This is a genomic window from Streptomyces sp. NPDC018964 (genome assembly GCF_044390325.1).
GTDB lineage: Bacteria > Actinomycetota > Actinomycetes > Streptomycetales > Streptomycetaceae > Streptomyces.
The window spans coordinates 108,315-124,540 of sequence record NZ_JBIRYZ010000017.1 but is presented as its reverse complement, the minus strand read 5'-3'; the positions used below and the strand labels follow the sequence as shown (position 1 = coordinate 124,540).

Sequence of the window (16,226 nt, the reverse complement as noted above, 5' to 3'; positions counted from 1 at the left end):
GGCGCCCCTGACGAAGGAGGAGACCCCATGCGGTGGGAAGACGTGTACGTGGCGGGAACGGGGGTGTGGCTGGGCGAGCCCGAGTCCGCCCGGTCCGCCCTCGACTCCGGCGCGTACGACGCGCAGCAGCACGCGGCGGACGACATCGTGTCCGTCAGCGTCGCCGACTCGTCCATGGCACCCCCGGACATGGCCGTCCACGCCGCGACGACCGCGCTCAAGCGCTCGGGGCTGGACGCCGAGGACGTGGACCTGCTGATCCACAGCGGTATCTGGTTCCAGGGCGTCGACATGTGGCCCGCGGCCTCCTACGTGGCCGGCCACGCCCTGCGCCGCGGCGTCCTCGCCTACGGACTGGAACAGGAGTGCAACGGCGGCCTCGGCGCCCTGGAGATCGCCGCCCGGCAGGTGGGCACGGGCCCCGGGACGTCCGCGGCGATGGTCACCACCGCCGACCGGTTCGGCGCACCCCTGGTCCGGCGGTGGAGCAGCGAACCCGGCTTCGTGTACGGCGACGGCGGCACCGCCCTGCTGCTGTCCGCGCGGGGCGGCTTCGCCCGGCTGCTGTCCACGGCCAGCGGGTCCGACAACTCCCTGGAAGCGGTCGTACGGGGTCCGGAACTGCGCCCGCTCCCCTCGGGCGAACCCCTGGACCTGCTGGGCCGGGTCGGGCACTACATGCGCGCCCACGGCAGCGTCCGGGAGGCCACGGAACGGGTCGCCGCGGTGATGGACTCCGTGGTCGACACCGTCCTTGCCGACGCCGGCATCGGCCGCGCGGACGTCACCCGGGTGGTGCCGCTGGCCAGCGGACGCAGCCGGATGGAGTGGCAGGTGCCGCAGCTGCTCGGCATCCCGCTGGAACGGTCCACGTGGGAGTTCGCCCGCACGGTGGGCCACTTGGGCGCCGGTGACCAGATCGCCGGGCTCAACGACCTTCTCGAACGGCGGGAGTTGAAGGCGGGGGACCGGGTGCTGCTCGTCGGCGGAGGCTCGGGCTTCAGCTGCACCTGCGCGGTGCTGGAGGTGCTCGACGCACCGGAGTGGGAGCCCTGGCGCCCCGGGGAGTGAGCGGCGGCGGGCCGGGGAGGATCCACCCGGGAACGAGGGCGTTCCCCCCGGCCCGTCTGCGACTTCAGCGGCGCTCCAGCGCGCCGCCGGATACTGCGTCGTTCGACCGCTCGTCCCCCCACATCCGAGGGAGAACCGCATGGCAAGGACCGAACCCACCGGAGCCACGAGGAGTTCCACACCCGCGTCACTGCGCGCGGTCTGGGGCGTGCTGGGCGCGTTCCTGCTCGTCTGGGACGTCTTCGAGGTGGTCAAGCACACCGGCTGGGTGATCCCGGCGGCGGCCCTCGGCGCCGTACTGCCCGACCTGTCCCGGCTGGCGGGGCTCGGCCAGGCCACCCGGCCGGGGCAGCTCGCGCCGCGGGCCGTGCCGCTGTACAACCTGCTGCACCGTGCCGTGATCCCGTTCGCCATCATGATCGTCTTCTCGTTCCTCGGCGACGGCCCGGAGGACATCGCCGCCCCCTTCACCTTCGCGATGTCCTGGCTCACCAACATCGCGATCGCCCGGGCCCTCGGCTTCGGCCTCCGCACCCCGGACGGTTGGCAACGCTGACCGAGGTCAGCCCTTCCGACACCCAGCCCCTCCGGGCGGACCCCCAGCCCCTCCGGCGTTTGAGGAGCGGGGTCCGGGGCGGAGCCCCGGGACGGGACGGGAAGGGGCGGCGGGGGCGAGAAAACACCACCACTCCCCACCCACGCCCACGCCCGTACCCGCACCCCACCCCCGCCCCCACCCAAAACCCTCAGGCCCGCAGCCCGTCCCCCGCAGCTGCGGGCCTGAGCCACGCCACACCCCGCCACACCCCGCCATGCCACCACCACCGGTCCAGCCGGCCTTTATCCCCCCACAAGCCCCCGCTGCGACCCTCGCCAGACAGTCCGGCACACCGGTGAACCCCGAGCATGGAGGCCACACACGATGGACACCGTCTCAGCGCACCCCGCCGAGCCCGAGGCCGGGGCGGAGACCGCGATCCCGTACCCCTTCCACCGCCCGTCCGCGGTGGAGGTACCGCCCGTCTACGAGGAGCTGCGCGCCAAGTGCCCCGTGGCCAGGGTCCAACTGCCCAGCGGCGACGAGGGCTTCGTCGTCAGCCGCTACGAGGACGCCCGTACCGTCCTCGCCGACCTCCGGTTCAGCCGCGCGGCGATGCTGGCCGAGGGCGCCCCCCGCCTCACCGCGGCCCCGCCCATGCCCGGCAGCCTGTTCACCATGGACCCGCCGGAGCACACCCGGGTGCGCAAGCTCGTCTCCCGCGAGTTCACCGCCCGCCGGGTGCAGAACCTGCGCCCCCGCATCCAGCAGCTCACCGACGAGATGCTGGACGGGATGGAGAAGCTGTCCCCGCCTGTCGACCTCAACCCCGTCTTCGCGTTCCCCCTGCCGGTGATGGTCATCTGCGAGCTGCTCGGCGTGCCCTTCGAGGACCGGGACCGCTTCCGCGGCTGGTCCGACGCCTTCGTCTCGCTCACGGCCCACAGCGAGCAGGAGGTGATGGAGCAGCGGATGGCGATGGTGCAGTACCTCGCCGAGCTGGTCCGGCGCAAGCGCGAGGAGCCCGCCGACGACTTGATGAGCGCCCTGGTCGCCGTGCACGACGAGGACGGCGACCGGCTGAGCGAGCACGAGCTGATCACCATGGGCATCACCCTGCTGGTCGCCGGGCACGAGACCACGGTCAGCATGATCGGCAAGTGCGTACTGACCCTGCTGCGGCACCCCGAGCACCTGGCCGCGCTGCGCGAGCACCCGGAGTCGATCGAGCACGTGGTGGAGGAACTGCTGCGGATCAACCCCATCGGTGACGGCGGCCCGTTCCGCGTCACCCTGGAGGACGTCGAGATCGCCGGCACCACCATCCCCAAGGGCAGCGGGGTCATCGCGGCGGTCGCCTCCGCGAACCAGGACCCGGACCGCTTCGGCGAGGCCACCGGCGACTTCGACCCGGCGCGGCAGTCCGCCACCGCCCACCTGGCCTTCGGCCACGGCGCGCACTTCTGCCTGGGCGCGGCGCTGGCCCGCGCCGAGCTCCAGATCGCCCTCTCCTCGCTGATCCGCCGCTTCCCCCGGCTGGCCCTGGCCGAGGAGGTCGACAACCTCTCCCTGACCAGCGGCATGATGGTCCACGCCCTGGAGCGGGTCCCCGTCACCTGGTGAACCACCGCCACCGTGAAGGCCGTTGCCCGGACCCCCGACGAGGGGTCCGGGCAACGGCCTTCGTGACGCGCCCGCGAGGGGACGCCGGGGAGGTCAGACGGGCCGCACGGGCTGGCGCACCACCCGCTCCGCCACGATCGGACCCGGCTGCTGCACCTGGAAGTACGCCCTGGCCAGCACCCGCTGCTGAAGACGCCGGTTGCGGTTCACCACCCGGTACAGGGAGCGGCGGAAGGCGCCCCCGAGCCGCCCGTGCAGCGCGAAGAGCCGCTCCTGGCGCAGCTGCAGGGCGCGGGAGCGGCGCACCGCCTCCACGCGGGAACGCTGGAACCGTTCCCCGGCGCGCAGCAGCGCCTGTGTGCCGCCGCCGTCCGCCATCGCCTCGTCGATCAGCGGCGCCAGGGTGACCGCGTCGATGATGGCGTGGTTGACGCCCTGGCCGAGGATCGGGGTCAGGGTGTGCGCGGCGTCACCCATCAGCACCAGGCCGGCCGTGTACCAGCGCGGCACCACGGTGGTGAAGATGTCCAGCATCGAGGTGTCCGACCAGGACCGCACCTCCTTGCGCACGGTCTCCGACAGCTCCGGGGCGAGCCGGTCCAGCCGCTCGTGCAGCGCGCCCAGCCCCTGGGCGCGCAGGTCCTTCAGCCCGCCCTTGGGGATGTTGAGGCCCACCCGGACGCTGTCGGGGTGGGTGGGGATGAACAGGCCGTGCTCGCCGCCCAGGATGCGGATGCGGTACGTGTGGTAGTCCCACTCGGCGGGGAAGGGCAGCCGCAGCCAGATCACGTCCCGGTCCAGCGGCAGCTTCTCGTACGGCAGCCCGGACATCTCGCGGACCTTGCTGAACCGCCCGTCGGCCGCCACGGTCAGCGCCGCCCGCACGGTGATCTCCCCGTCCGGGGTGCGGGCGCGCACCCCGGTGACCGGACCGTTCTCACCCCCTTCCCTGAGCAGGCCCACGGCGGTGGCCGACTGACGCAGCGTGAAACCGGCGTGCTCGCGGCCGACGTCGGCGAGCGCGGACAGCAGCACGGGCTGCGGCAGCTCCACCGGATAGGGGTGCGGGTAGCGGTAGTCGGAGAAGTCGGTGCGCATCACGGTGGCGCCGGCGTCGACGATCTCCATGTGGTGCATCTGGGCGTAGGCGCCGTCGAGCCGGTCCAGCAGCCCGAGCCGGTCGAGCAGCCAGACCGAGTCCGGGGACACCGACTCACCGCGGAAGGACCGGTTGAAGTGTCCGCTCTGCTCCAGTACCACCACCGACACGCCACGCTTGGCGAGCTCCACGGCGAGCGTGAGGCCGGCAGGTCCCCCTCCGACCACGCACACCTGTGCGGTCAGCTCAGCTGTCATCGTCATGCTGCCTCTCCAGCGAACGTCATGGTCGGTCGATCGTGCGACCGCGCCCTAAAGCTCACCTTGCGGAGAGGCCCGCGACGCGTCAGCGCCGCCGAGGCCCGGGAGCACCGGCCGACGACTCGGCCCTGGCCTTCAGCGCGTCGGTGAGACCGCGGAACCCGCGCTCCGACGGGGTGATGACCGAACCGGAGAACGGCACCAGGAGCCCGCTGAAGCGCTCGCTCTGGAGCACGTGGGTGCCGCCGTCGCGCGCCGTCAGCTCGAAGCTGTGCACCCCGTCGAAGATCCCGGGCACGCCGAACCGGCCGCGCCAGCGCAGCAGCCGCCCCGGCACGCTCTCCAGGACGGTCGGCCGGAAGACCACCTCCCGTCCGCCGTCGGGCAGCCGGAACCGCAGGGTGAGCCGGGCGCCCGGCACCGCCCGGCCCGCGGCCTCGACGAGGAACGGGTTCCACTCGTGGAACCGCTCGAAGTCGGTGAGGACCGCCCACACCCGGTCGGCGGACGCGTCGATGTGCACGGCGGACGAGATACGGCGCATGGCAGGCCCCCATCGGATCCCATCGGATCCCCGTCGGATCCCCATCGGACACGGACCGCGGCGGCCGCCGCGGAATGCCGTCCCGGCCGACGGCGGCGGGGACGTCCGAAGGCGGACGCTACCGGCCGCCCCGGCCCGGCGCAGCCCGCCCCGCGTCCCGCTCAAGCGGCGCTTGAGCGGGATGCCACAGGGTCCTCCAGCGAGACTCCAGTGCCATGCCCGACGCTGGCGGAACCGGTTCGTCCGTGCCGCGCTCCCGTGGGCTCGAAGGAAGGAATCCCATGTTCTCCGCTCTGGGCTCGGCCCTGCACCGGCGGCGGATCGCCGTCCTCCTGCTGGCCCTCCTGGTCACCGTCCTGGCCACCCTGTACGGCGGCACCGTGTCGGAGAAACTCACCAACAGCCTGTCCGACTACGACGATCCGGGCGGCGGCAACGTCGCCGCCCGGGAGATCATCGGACGCGCCACGGGAATCGACCCCCAGCAGGGCTATCTGCTGCTGGTGGAGACCGACGAACCGGTCGAGGCGGGCGACACCCCGCCCGCGGCCGTGACCGCCGCCGCGGAACTGCTGCGCTCCCGCCCCGAGGTCGAGCGGGTGACCGACTACACCTCCGAGGGCGGCTCCGCGCTGATCGCGCGCGACGGCAGCAGCACCCTGGTCGTCGCCGACGTCCGCGCCATGACCGACCAGGAGAGCAGGACGGCCGAGGAGCAGCTCCAGCAGGCCATCGAGGACGACCCCGACCTGCGCGACCGCACCTCGCTCGGCGGCGCGACCCCCGGCCACGTCCAGGTCGGCCAGGTCTCCGACGAGGACCTCGCCCAGGCCGAACTGCTCAGCCTGCCCGTCATCCTCGTCCTCCTCTTCCTGGTCTTCCGAGGACTGGTGGCCGCCCTCGTCCCGCTGCTCGGCGGCATCGTCTCGCTGCTGCTCACCATGGCGGGCCTGCGCGTCGCCACCGACTTCATGAACGTCTCCGCCGGAGCGATGAGCCTGGCCTTCGCCCTCGGCCTCGGCCTGTCCATCGACTTCGGCCTGCTGATCGTCTCCCGCTACCGCGACGAACTCGCCGAGCACGGGCCGGGCGCGCACGCCCTGCGCCGTACGGTCGCCACCGCCGGCCGCACCGTGCTCTTCAGCGCCCTCACCGTGGCCGCCGCACTGGCCTCCCTGACCGCCTTCCCGCAGCCCTACCTGCGCTCCATGGGCCTGGCGGGCGTCATCACCGTCGTCTCCGCGGCCCTGTTCGCCCTCCTGGGACTGCCCGCCTTCCTGGCCGTCCTCGGCAACCGCGTCAACTCCCTCGCCCCGCGCCGCCGGCAGCGCACGGCCGACTCCGCCCGGGCCGCCGAGGGCCGCTGGCACCGCATCGCCCGGACCGTGATGCGCCGGCCGGCGCTCTTCGCCCTGCTCGCCACGACGGTCCTCCTCGTGATCGCCTCCCCGCTGGCGGGCGTCCGCTTCACCGGTGTGGACGCGACGTCCCTGCCGGAGGAGACCAGCGCCGGCCAGGTGGCCGCCGTCGTCAGCCGGGACTACGACGTCCAGTCCGCCTCCCCCCTGCAGATCGTGCTCGACACCGGCGACTCCCCGGACCCGGCCCGGCTCGACGACTACGCGGAGCGCGTCGGCGAGGTCGAGGGCGTGGACGCGGTCGGCGCGCCCGCCCGGCTCGACGACCGCCACTGGCGGATCGACGCCGTTCTCACCGACGACCCCCTGGCCGACCCGGCCCTGGACGCCGTCGACGCCGTACAGGACGTGACCGCGCCGTACCCCGCCCGGTTCGCCGGCGCGACGGCGGACTTCCTGGCCCAGCGCGCGAGCATCGCCGACAGCCTGCCCCTGGCCGGCGGCATCCTGGCCGTGGTCACCCTGCTGCTGCTCTTCTCCTTCTCCGGCTCGGTGGTGCTGCCGCTGAAGGCCCTGGTGATGAACCTGCTCTCCACCGGGGCCGCGTTCGGCTTCCTGGTGTGGGTGTTCCAGGACGGCAACCTCGGCTTCGCCGCCCAGAGCGGCCTGGAGACCACGACCCCCGTCCTGGTCTTCGCGATCGCCTTCGGCCTCTCCACCGACTACAACGTCTTCCTGCTGAGCCGCATCAAGGAGGCCCGCGCCCAGGGCATGGACGACCGTTCGGCGGTGGCCCACGGCCTGGCCCGCACCGGCTCGATCGTGACCTCCGCCGCCCTGCTCTTCTGCGTCCCGGTGGGCGCGCTCGCCCTGTCCCGCCTGGTCTTCATCCAGGAGCTGGGCCTGGGAGCGGCCTTCGCGGTCCTCATCGACGCCACGATCGTCCGTGCCCTGCTGGTCCCGTCCCTGATGGCCCTCCTCGGCAGGGCCAACTGGTGGGCCCCCTCCCCCCTGCGCGCCCTCCACCGCACCCTCCGCCTGGACCGCATGGAACCCCCGGCCCCCACCCCGGACACCCCGGCCCCGGCCCCCGAGATGACGAAGACACCCGCCCCCTGACCCGAGGCCCCGCCCGGCCCCCGACCGCCGACCGGGCCCCACCGACGACCGAGCGACGACCGGCCGGAGCCGGCCGCACGCCCCGGCCCTCACGGGCCGGGGCTGTGCCGTCCCCGTCGTCCCCCGGAGTACGGTCGCCATGCCCTGCGCCACTTCCACACCTCCGGGCGGTCGGAGGCGGGCGGACCGGTCGTCTCCGACCGCCCGGAGGCTCGGCCCCGGCACCCGGGTCCGGCACACCCCTCGATCCCTGCGCGACTTCGAGGCCGCGCTGGTCGCCGACCTGCGTGCGGCGGCCGGCCGTTACCCCGCCGACCGGCGGCTGCGGCGGCTCGTCTCGCAACTGCGCGCACACAGCGACCGGTTCGCCGCGCTGTGGGACGCCGGCGCCGTCGGCCGCCATGAGGCCGCACGCAAGACCATCGACCACCCGCACGCGGGGCCACTGACACTGGACTGCGACATCCTCACCGTCGAGGGCAGCGACCTTCGGATCATGATCTACACGGCCGAACCCGGTACCGAGGACGCCGAACGCCTCACCCTGCTGACCGTGCTCGGCACCCAGACCCTGACGGATTCCGCCGACTGAAGACGTCACCAGCCATGATGCACCTCGCCATGACCGCCCCCATGGCCCGCCGCCTCACCGGCGGAGCCACCATCTCCCGGCGTGACCCGGCATGACCGGGCCACATCCGTATCCGGGATGAGAGAACGGAAGAACGACCCCTTAGCCGATCAGGGCCACAGGGGCGTCCCAGGCGTTGCGGTCGACGGTGATGGTGTGGCCGCCGCGGGTCTCCTTGCTGTTGACCATGTACTGGTGGGCGCGGCTGTGGTCGGTGTACAGCTCGGGATCCCAGGGCCAGTCGGCGGTGGTGGTGTTCTTCTTGTCCCACAGCGCGTACCAGAGGTTGCCCGGCAGGTCGGTCCGGTTCTTCGCGGTGGCGATGGCCTTGGCGCTGGAGCTGCTGAAGCCGTAGTAGCCGGCGCGGTACGTCTTCGCCCGCAGGGTCTTGGTGAAGGAGCGCACGTACGTCAGTGTGGCGTCGTTGCACGCCTTGTTCGTGATGTCGTACGACTCCATGTTGAGGTAGATGGGGCTGCCGGGCTTCATGCCGAGGGCGGTCGCCTTGGCGACGGCGTCCTTGGCGTTGCTCGCCCCGAGGGAAGCCGCCGTGGACGCGGTGAACCTCTCCGGGTTCCTGCTGGTCTGGCAGGGCGGCTGGGCGCCGACGTAGAGCGGGATCAGCTTCCAGCCGACGGCGTTGACCGACTTCACCCAGGACGCGGTGAGGTTGGGCTGGGCGCAGCCGCGGTTCTTGCCGCCGATGTACACCGCCGCGGCGCCGTAGAAGCCGGTCTTCCACGCCTTCATCGCGGCGAGCGAGGGCGCGGTGCAGGTGTCGAACGCCCTTCCCGTGTACGTTTTCTGCGCAGGCCAGCTCGTGGCGGCCATGGAGGTCTGCGCCGCGATCCCGACACCGGCGACCACGACGACGCCGGTCGTGGCCCACGCGATGTAACGGCCTCTCTTGGACAGCCTGTGACTGGACATCGACACCTCATTCGGATCACGGCCCGCGGACGCACGTGGTGCACGGGAATGTCTGCGCGCGGTGGCACACCATGAGGTGTGACCGCGGCAGTCGGTACTTTCTCCGGCGGCGCGGTGGAGCTCCGGCAGTCGGAGCGCTCCGCACCCTATCCAAGACCCGTCCGCTGGTGGGAGGCGGAGGGTGTCCACCGGGACCGGGGTCTCCTGGCCATGACGCCGAACCGGACCGAGTCCTCGGTAACGCGTGCGCAGGGCATCCACACCACGGACCCCATGGCCTGCGAGCGGGTGGCGCAGTGGGTGTCGGGGTCGGTCGGCAGGGGGACCGAACCGGTGACCGCCCCTCGGCCTGCCGCTCACGGGCGTCTCCACGACGGGTCGTTCGGCGGCGTCGGAGGAACGATCACGGTCGTCGTCGAACCAGCCCGCTGCCCATGTCCCCACCGAGCCGGAGATGACGGCGGGGACCAGCAGGGCCACCGCTTCGTGCCACCACGACGACCCGGGCGGCTTCGGCCGCCTGCTCTCGGGTGCTGCCCAGGTACGTCACGTCGTCGCCGCACAGTGGCAGCCGAACAGCCTCCGGGCCCGGCACGTCGCCACCAGCTTCTACGAAAAGCTGCTGGAAATCTCCAGCGCCCGCGGGCATGCGGCCCTTGTCCCGACAGCCCGCCACGCGGCACACGCCCTCTGCGCAATGGTGCGGGAACGTCGCCGCGAACGACCGGAAGCCGTAGAGATATGGGCGGCGTACGTGCACCTCGGACCGTGACCGAAAAGCGGGTCCTGTCCCGACACGATCAGTCGGTGTCCGGATCATCGGGCTCTTCCAGGAGACGGGCCGCGAGGTCGTCGGCCCACTCCAAGGCCCAGGCACGGAGCGCGGTGATGGTGGCGTCATCGAGCCCATAGGCGGCGAAGGCCTCGTCGTCGGTCCACTCGGCGCCCGTGAGGTTCGCCCGCAGGTCTTCGTGCTCGAAGCGGCCGCGGGCGTGGCGGCGGCCGAACTCCTCGAGCTCGGCATTGGGCCAGCGGCGTGAGGCCGCGAACACGTCGATCAGGTCGCGGGGCGCTCCGCGGTCGGCGAGGGCGCGGACCTTGGTCCCGATCACGTCCTCCTCCGCGAGGACGGGCCCGTACGGGCTCTGGGCGACCGGCCGCCAGAAGATCTCCTTGAGGATGTCGACTTCGCATTCCTGCCCCGTGGCCGGGTCGGTCACGGTGAAGCGGGCGGACAGCGGGGCGGTCTCCAGCGCGTGCACCTTCCAGCCGCGGGCCTCCAGGCCGGCGCGGAGCGTGGCGGCGATGTCGGCCATGGGCGCCGGGTTCTCGGTGGCGACGTCGAGGTCCTGGCTGGGGCGGTTGACGAGGTGGTGTGCTCGCACGGCGTACCCGCCGGTGAGGACCAGGGGATACGGCGAGCCGAGGGTGATCACATCCGCCAGGAGCCGAGCGTGCAGCTCCGGCATGTCCGTCACGCGACAGCCCGGGTGCGGGAGGCGAGCTGGGGGAAGGCGTCTTCCCATACGGTGCGCACGGTGCGACCGACGAGGGTGCGCAGGACCGGCCACAGCTGAAGGAGCAGGTCCCGGTCGAGATACCGGGGCAGGTCGTCACGCAGGCCCTCGTGCAGGACGGTGCGGTACAGGCCCATGCGCTGACGAGGCTTGTTCATGTCGTACGACGTCATCCCCGACCAAGCCACGTGCAGCGGCAGATCCACGATCCCCTGGGTCGGACCGTGCAACTCGTCCAGCGACTCGGGCAGACGCCGCCGGAACTTCTCCCGGTACAGCGCGAGGTCCTCGGCGGCCGCGTCCGAGAGGCCGCTCGGCGGGGGTGCGGGGTGATGCATGAGTCCATTATGGCGGCTGGAGAGGGGGTGAGGGGCAGGTGCGAGCAGGGGGAGCGGAGAGCAGGCCGCGGCAGTCCGTTCCGTCCGACGAGGGGACTGCCGCTCGTGACGCCCTTCGGCGCTCCGAGCACCCGGTGACGCGTCAGTTCAAGAGCGCGGCGACCGGAAGCCCTCGATACCGGTCGAAAGTCCCGGAGAAGTCCCAGAGGCGCCGCCACTTCCTCTCCCGCTTCACCTTTACGCAGGTCAGCAGGGGTGTGGCGGCGCCATTTCCGGAGCCTTTCAGATGTCCCGGAAGATCTCGATCTGCGCCCCGATCGAGTTCAGCCGCTCCGCCAGGTCCTCGTAGCCGCGGTTGATGACGTACACGTTGCGCAGGACCGACGTGCCCTCCGCCGCCATCATCGCCAGCAGGACCACCACGGCCGGGCGCAGTGCCGGCGGGCACATCATCTCGGCCGCGCGCCAGCGGGTCGGGCCCTCGACCAGGACGCGGTGCGGGTCGAGCAACTGGAGGCGGCCGCCGAGGCGGTTGAGGTCGGTCAGGTAGATGGCGCGGTTGTCGTAGACCCAGTCGTGGATGAGGGTCTTGCCCTGGGCCGTCGCCGCGATCGCCGCGAAGAACGGGACGTTGTCGATGTTCAGGCCCGGGAACGGCATCGGGTGGATCTTGTCGATCGGCGCCTCCAGCTTGGAGGGGCGGACGGTGAGGTCCACCAGCCGGGTGCGGCCGTTGTCGGCGAAGTACTCCGGTGTGCGGTCGTGGTCGAGGCCCATCTCCTCCAGGACCGCCAGCTCGATCTCCAGGAACTCGATGGGGACCCGGCGGACCGTCAGCTCCGACTCCGTCACCACGGCCGCGGCCACCAGGCTCATCGCCTCGACCGGGTCCTCGGAGGGGGAGTAGTCCACGTCGACGTCGATGGTGGGCACGCCGTGCACGGTGAGCGTGGTGGTGCCGATGCCGTCGACCTTGACGCCCAGCGCCTCCAGGAAGAAGCACAGGTCCTGGACCATGTAGTTGGAGGACGCGTTGCGGATGACGGTGGCGCCGTCGTGGCGCGCGGCGGCCAGCAGCGCGTTCTCGGTGACGGTGTCCCCGCGCTCGGTCAGCACGATCGGGCGGTCGGGGGCGACGGAACGGTCGACCACCGCGTGGTACTGGCCCTCGGTCGCGGCGACGTCCAGGCCGAACCGGCGCAGCGCGATCATGTGCGGCTCGACGGTGCGCGTGCCGAGGTCGCAGCCGCCGGCGTACGGCAGCATGAAGCGGTCCAAGCGGTGCAGCAGCGGGCCGAGGAACATGATGATGGAGCGGGTGCGGCGGGCGGCGTCCGCGTCGATGGCCGGCAGGTCCAGCTCGGCCGGCGGCACGATCTCCAGGTCGACGCCGTCGTTGATCCAGCGGGTGCGCACGCCGATGGAGTTCAGCACCTCCAGGAGGCGGTAGACCTCCTCGATGCGGGCGACGCGGCGCAGCACGGTGCGGCCCTTGTTGAGCAGCGAGGCGCACAGCAGGGCCACACACGCGTTCTTGCTCGTCTTCACGTCGATGGCGCCGGAGAGGCGGCGGCCGCCCACCACGCGCAGGTGCATCGGACCGGCGTAGCCCAGGGAGACGATCTCACTGTCCAGGGCCTCGCCGATCCGGGCGATCATCTCAAGACTGATGTTCTGGTTGCCGCGCTCGATCCGATTGACGGCGCTCTGGCTGGTGTTGAGCGCCTCGGCGAGCTGTGTCTGCGTCCACCCGCGGTGCTGCCGGGCGTCACGGATGAGCTTGCCGATGCGTACGAGGTAGTCGTCTGACATGAGGATGAGGTTATCTCAGATATGAGATGGCACCTCCTGGGGTGTCCATTCGGGTGACGTGACGTCAGTGTCCCCTGGTGCGACGGGTCCGGCGCCATCCGAAAGGTCCCGGCAAATCCATCGATGTCGTACGACGTCCCGTACTGCTCCGGGTGTACCGGGGCCCGTTCTTGCCGCCGGTGGTGATGGACCACGACCGCTTGTTGATGTTCAGCCGCACCCCCGGAAGAATCCGAAAGCTCTTGCGAAACGTGAGCGGCATTCCTGTACTCCTTCCTGTCCGGAACCGACTCCGTTCCGGTCGGTTACCCCGTCCGGGCGCACTGATGGCATGCGGTGGCGGTGTGGTGACGGGGGGTGGGGTGCGGCGTGCCGGGTCCGGGCATGACCATTCGGCCCTCGTGTACTAGAGTTATCTCGACATCGAGATATCTGCCGAGGCGCACCGCAGCCGCCACCCTGGTAAGGGATACCTAACTTAGCCTTACCTCAGCGGATAGGCCAGGGCGGCGTGGCGGCAGGATGCGGTGGTACGCGCACATCAATGAAGGAGACTGTCGTGTCGGCGAACAGCTTCGACGCCCGCAGCACGCTGCAGGTGGGCGACGAGTCGTACGAGATCTTCCGGCTGGACAAGGTCGAGGGCTCCGCGCGCCTTCCCTACAGCCTGAAGGTGCTGCTGGAGAACCTGCTCCGCACCGAGGACGGCGCCAACATCACCGCCGACCACATCCGCGCCCTGGGCGGCTGGGACTCCCAGGCCCAGCCGTCGCAGGAGATCCAGTTCACGCCGGCCCGCGTGATCATGCAGGACTTCACCGGCGTGCCCTGTGTCGTTGACCTCGCCACCATGCGCGAGGCCGTCAAGGAGCTCGGCGGCGACCCGAACAAGATCAACCCGCTCTCCCCGGCCGAGATGGTCATCGACCACTCCGTCATCGCCGACAAGTTCGGCACCAACGACGCCTTCAAGCAGAACGTCGACCTGGAGTACGGCCGCAACCGCGAGCGCTACCAGTTCCTGCGCTGGGGCCAGACCGCCTTCGACGACTTCAAGGTCGTCCCGCCCGGCACCGGCATCGTCCACCAGGTGAACATCGAGCACCTGGCCCGCGTGGTAATGGTCCGCGACGGCAAGGCCTACCCGGACACGCTCGTCGGCACCGACTCGCACACCACCATGGTCAACGGCCTCGGCGTGCTCGGCTGGGGCGTCGGCGGCATCGAGGCCGAGGCCGCCATGCTCGGCCAGCCGGTCTCCATGCTGATCCCGCGCGTCGTCGGCTTCAAGCTCACCGGCGAGCTCAAGCCCGGCACCACCGCCACCGACCTCGTGCTCACCATCACCGAGATGCTGCGCAAGCACGGCGTCGTCGGCAAGTTCGTCGAGTTCTACGGCGAGGGCGTGGCGGCCACGAGCCTCGCCAACCGCGCCACCATCGGCAACATGTCGCCGGAGTTCGGCTCCACCGCCGCGATCTTCCCGATCGACGACGAGACGCTGAACTACATGCGCCTGACCGGCCGCAGCGACCAGCAGGTCGCCCTCGTCGAGGCGTACGCCAAGGAGCAGGGCCTCTGGCTGGACCCGCAGGCCGAGCCGGACTTCTCCGAGAAGCTCGAGCTGGACCTGTCCACCGTCGTGCCCTCCATCGCCGGCCCGAAGCGCCCGCAGGACCGCATCGTCCTCGCCGACGCCAAGGCCCAGTTCGCCCAGGACGTGCGCAACTACGTCAAGGACGGCGGCGACGTCGACGAGGCGAGCAAGGAGTCCTTCCCGGCCTCCGACGCCCCGGCCATCTCCAACGGCGCCCCCTCCCACCCGGTCGAGGTCACCGCCCCCGACGGCACGACCTACACGCTCGACCACGGCGCGGTGACGGTCGCGGCCATCACCTCCTGCACCAACACCTCCAACCCGTACGTCATGGTCGCCGCCGCCCTGGTGGCCAAGAAGGCGGTGGAGAAGGGCCTGACCCGCAAGCCGTGGGTCAAGACCACCCTCGCCCCGGGCTCCAAGGTCGTCACCGACTACTTCGAGAAGGCGGGCCTGACCCCGTACCTCGACAAGGTCGGCTTCAACCTCGTCGGCTACGGCTGCACCACCTGCATCGGCAACTCCGGCCCGCTGCCGGAGGAGGTCTCCCAGGCGGTCAACGAGCACGACCTCGCCGTCACCTCGGTGCTCTCCGGCAACCGCAACTTCGAGGGCCGGATCAACCCCGACGTCAAGATGAACTACCTGGCCTCCCCGCCGCTGGTCGTCGCCTACGCGATCGCCGGTTCCATGACGGTGGACATCACCCGCGAGGCCCTCGGGTACGACCAGGACAACAACCCGGTCTTCCTGAAGGACATCTGGCCCTCCGAGGCCGAGGTCAACGACGTCGTCGCCAACGCCATCGGCGAGGACATGTTCTCCAAGTCCTACGCCGACGTCTTCGCCGGTGACGCCCAGTGGCAGGCGCTGCCCATCCCCACCGGCGACACCTTCGAGTGGGACGCCGAGTCCACCTACGTCCGCAAGCCCCCGTACTTCGAGGGCATGGGCATGGAGCCGGCCCCGGTCGAGGACATCTCCGGCGCCCGCGTGCTGGCCAAGCTGGGCGACTCGGTCACCACCGACCACATCTCCCCGGCCGGCGCCATCAAGGCCGACACCCCGGCCGGCAAGTACCTCACGGAGCACGGCATCGAGCGCCGCGACTTCAACAGCTACGGCTCGCGCCGCGGCAACCACGAGGTCATGATCCGCGGCACGTTCGCCAACATCCGCCTGCGCAACCAGATCGCGCCGGGCACCGAGGGCGGCTACACCCGCGACTTCACCCAGGACGGCGGTCCGGTGTCGTTCATCTACGACGCCTCCCGCAACTACATCGAGCAGGGCATCCCGCTCGTCGTCCTGGCCGGCAAGGAGTACGGCTCCGGCTCGTCCCGCGACTGGGCCGCCAAGGGCACCGCGCTGCTCGGCGTCAAGGCCGTCATCGCCGAGTCCTACGAGCGCATCCACCGCTCGAACCTCATCGGCATGGGCGTCCTGCCGCTGCAGTTCCCCGAGGGCCACACCGCCGAGTCCCTCGGCCTGACCGGCGAGGAGACCTTCTCCGTCACCGGTGTCACCGAGCTCAACGACGGCACCACCCCGCGCACGGTGAAGGTCACCACCGACACCGGCGTCGAGTTCGACGCGGTCGTCCGCATCGACACCCCCGGTGAGGCCGACTACTACCGCAACGGCGGCATCCTGCAGTACGTGCTGCGCAGCCTGATCCGCAAGTAAGCGGTACGGCAGGGCAGTCGAGGGCCGTACCCCCGGTGACGGGGGTACGGCCCTCGCCGTCGCCGCCGCCCTCGCCGCCGTTGCCGTCGTCGTCGTGCGCCGA

At 71.2% G+C, this 16,226-nt stretch carries 12 protein-coding genes and 1 pseudogene; 6 read left to right on the top strand and 7 right to left on the bottom strand.

Features of this window, described 5'->3' with window-relative positions:
• Positions 1-27: 27 nt before the first annotated feature.
• The 3 genes from ACH5AO_RS25845 (at position 28) to ACH5AO_RS25835 (ending at position 3,232) form a co-directional block, all read left to right on the top strand.
• Positions 28-1,071 carry a ketoacyl-ACP synthase III family protein gene (locus tag ACH5AO_RS25845; RefSeq protein WP_398928528.1) on the top strand — a complete coding sequence of 348 codons (1,044 nt, stop codon included), beginning with the start codon at positions 28-30 and terminating at the stop codon, positions 1,069-1,071.
• Positions 1,072-1,210: 139 nt separating this feature from the next.
• Positions 1,211-1,627, top strand: coding sequence for a DUF4260 family protein (locus tag ACH5AO_RS25840; protein WP_398928526.1), 417 nt, complete (start codon positions 1,211-1,213; stop codon positions 1,625-1,627).
• A gap of 366 nt (positions 1,628-1,993) precedes the next feature.
• Positions 1,994-3,232 carry a cytochrome P450 gene (locus ACH5AO_RS25835; RefSeq protein WP_398928524.1) on the top strand — a complete coding sequence of 413 codons (1,239 nt, stop codon included), beginning with the start codon at positions 1,994-1,996 and terminating at the stop codon, positions 3,230-3,232.
• A 93-nt stretch (positions 3,233-3,325) separates the two neighbouring features.
• Here ACH5AO_RS25835 and ACH5AO_RS25830 read toward each other — a convergent pair whose 3' ends face one another.
• Complete coding sequence (locus tag ACH5AO_RS25830; RefSeq protein WP_398928522.1) at positions 3,326-4,594, bottom strand: FAD-dependent oxidoreductase; 1,269 nt, start codon at positions 4,592-4,594, stop codon at positions 3,326-3,328.
• 82 nt (positions 4,595-4,676) lie between these two features.
• The gene (locus tag ACH5AO_RS25825) at positions 4,677-5,135 is read right to left on the bottom strand and encodes an SRPBCC family protein (RefSeq protein WP_398928520.1); all 459 of its coding nucleotides are present in this window, start codon (positions 5,133-5,135) and stop codon (positions 4,677-4,679) included.
• Between the two features lie 281 nt (positions 5,136-5,416).
• Between ACH5AO_RS25825 and ACH5AO_RS25820 the strand changes: the two genes are divergently transcribed.
• A complete protein-coding gene (locus ACH5AO_RS25820) occupies positions 5,417-7,612 on the top strand; it encodes an MMPL family transporter (RefSeq protein WP_398928518.1) in 2,196 nt (731 codons plus the stop codon).
• 208 nt (positions 7,613-7,820) lie between these two features.
• Positions 7,821-8,204, top strand: a pseudogene (locus tag ACH5AO_RS25815) (transcriptional regulator); the annotation flags it as partial.
• Positions 8,205-8,345: 141 nt separating this feature from the next.
• Here the strand turns inward: ACH5AO_RS25815 and ACH5AO_RS25810 are convergent.
• The 5 genes from ACH5AO_RS25810 to ACH5AO_RS25790 form a co-directional block, all read right to left on the bottom strand.
• The gene (locus tag ACH5AO_RS25810; protein ID WP_398928516.1) at positions 8,346-9,173 is read right to left on the bottom strand and encodes a glycoside hydrolase domain-containing protein; all 828 of its coding nucleotides are present in this window, start codon (positions 9,171-9,173) and stop codon (positions 8,346-8,348) included.
• Positions 9,174-9,973: 800 nt separating this feature from the next.
• Positions 9,974-10,642, bottom strand: a complete 669-nt coding sequence (locus tag ACH5AO_RS25805) for a nucleotidyl transferase AbiEii/AbiGii toxin family protein (protein WP_398928514.1) — start codon at positions 10,640-10,642, stop codon at positions 9,974-9,976.
• Positions 10,643-10,647: 5 nt separating this feature from the next.
• Positions 10,648-11,028, bottom strand: a complete 381-nt coding sequence (locus ACH5AO_RS25800) for a hypothetical protein (RefSeq protein WP_398928511.1) — start codon at positions 11,026-11,028, stop codon at positions 10,648-10,650.
• 282 nt (positions 11,029-11,310) lie between these two features.
• Positions 11,311-12,840, bottom strand: a complete 1,530-nt coding sequence (locus ACH5AO_RS25795; RefSeq protein WP_217129211.1) for a UDP-N-acetylglucosamine 1-carboxyvinyltransferase — start codon at positions 12,838-12,840, stop codon at positions 11,311-11,313.
• A 64-nt stretch (positions 12,841-12,904) separates the two neighbouring features.
• Positions 12,905-13,102, bottom strand: coding sequence for a DUF4236 domain-containing protein (locus ACH5AO_RS25790; RefSeq protein WP_398928508.1), 198 nt, complete (start codon positions 13,100-13,102; stop codon positions 12,905-12,907).
• A 297-nt stretch (positions 13,103-13,399) separates the two neighbouring features.
• On the opposite strand from ACH5AO_RS25790, the gene acnA reads away from it, so the two are divergent.
• Positions 13,400-16,123, top strand: a complete 2,724-nt coding sequence (gene acnA / locus ACH5AO_RS25785; RefSeq protein ID WP_398928505.1) for an aconitate hydratase AcnA — start codon at positions 13,400-13,402, stop codon at positions 16,121-16,123.
• Positions 16,124-16,226: the final 103 nt, after the last annotated feature.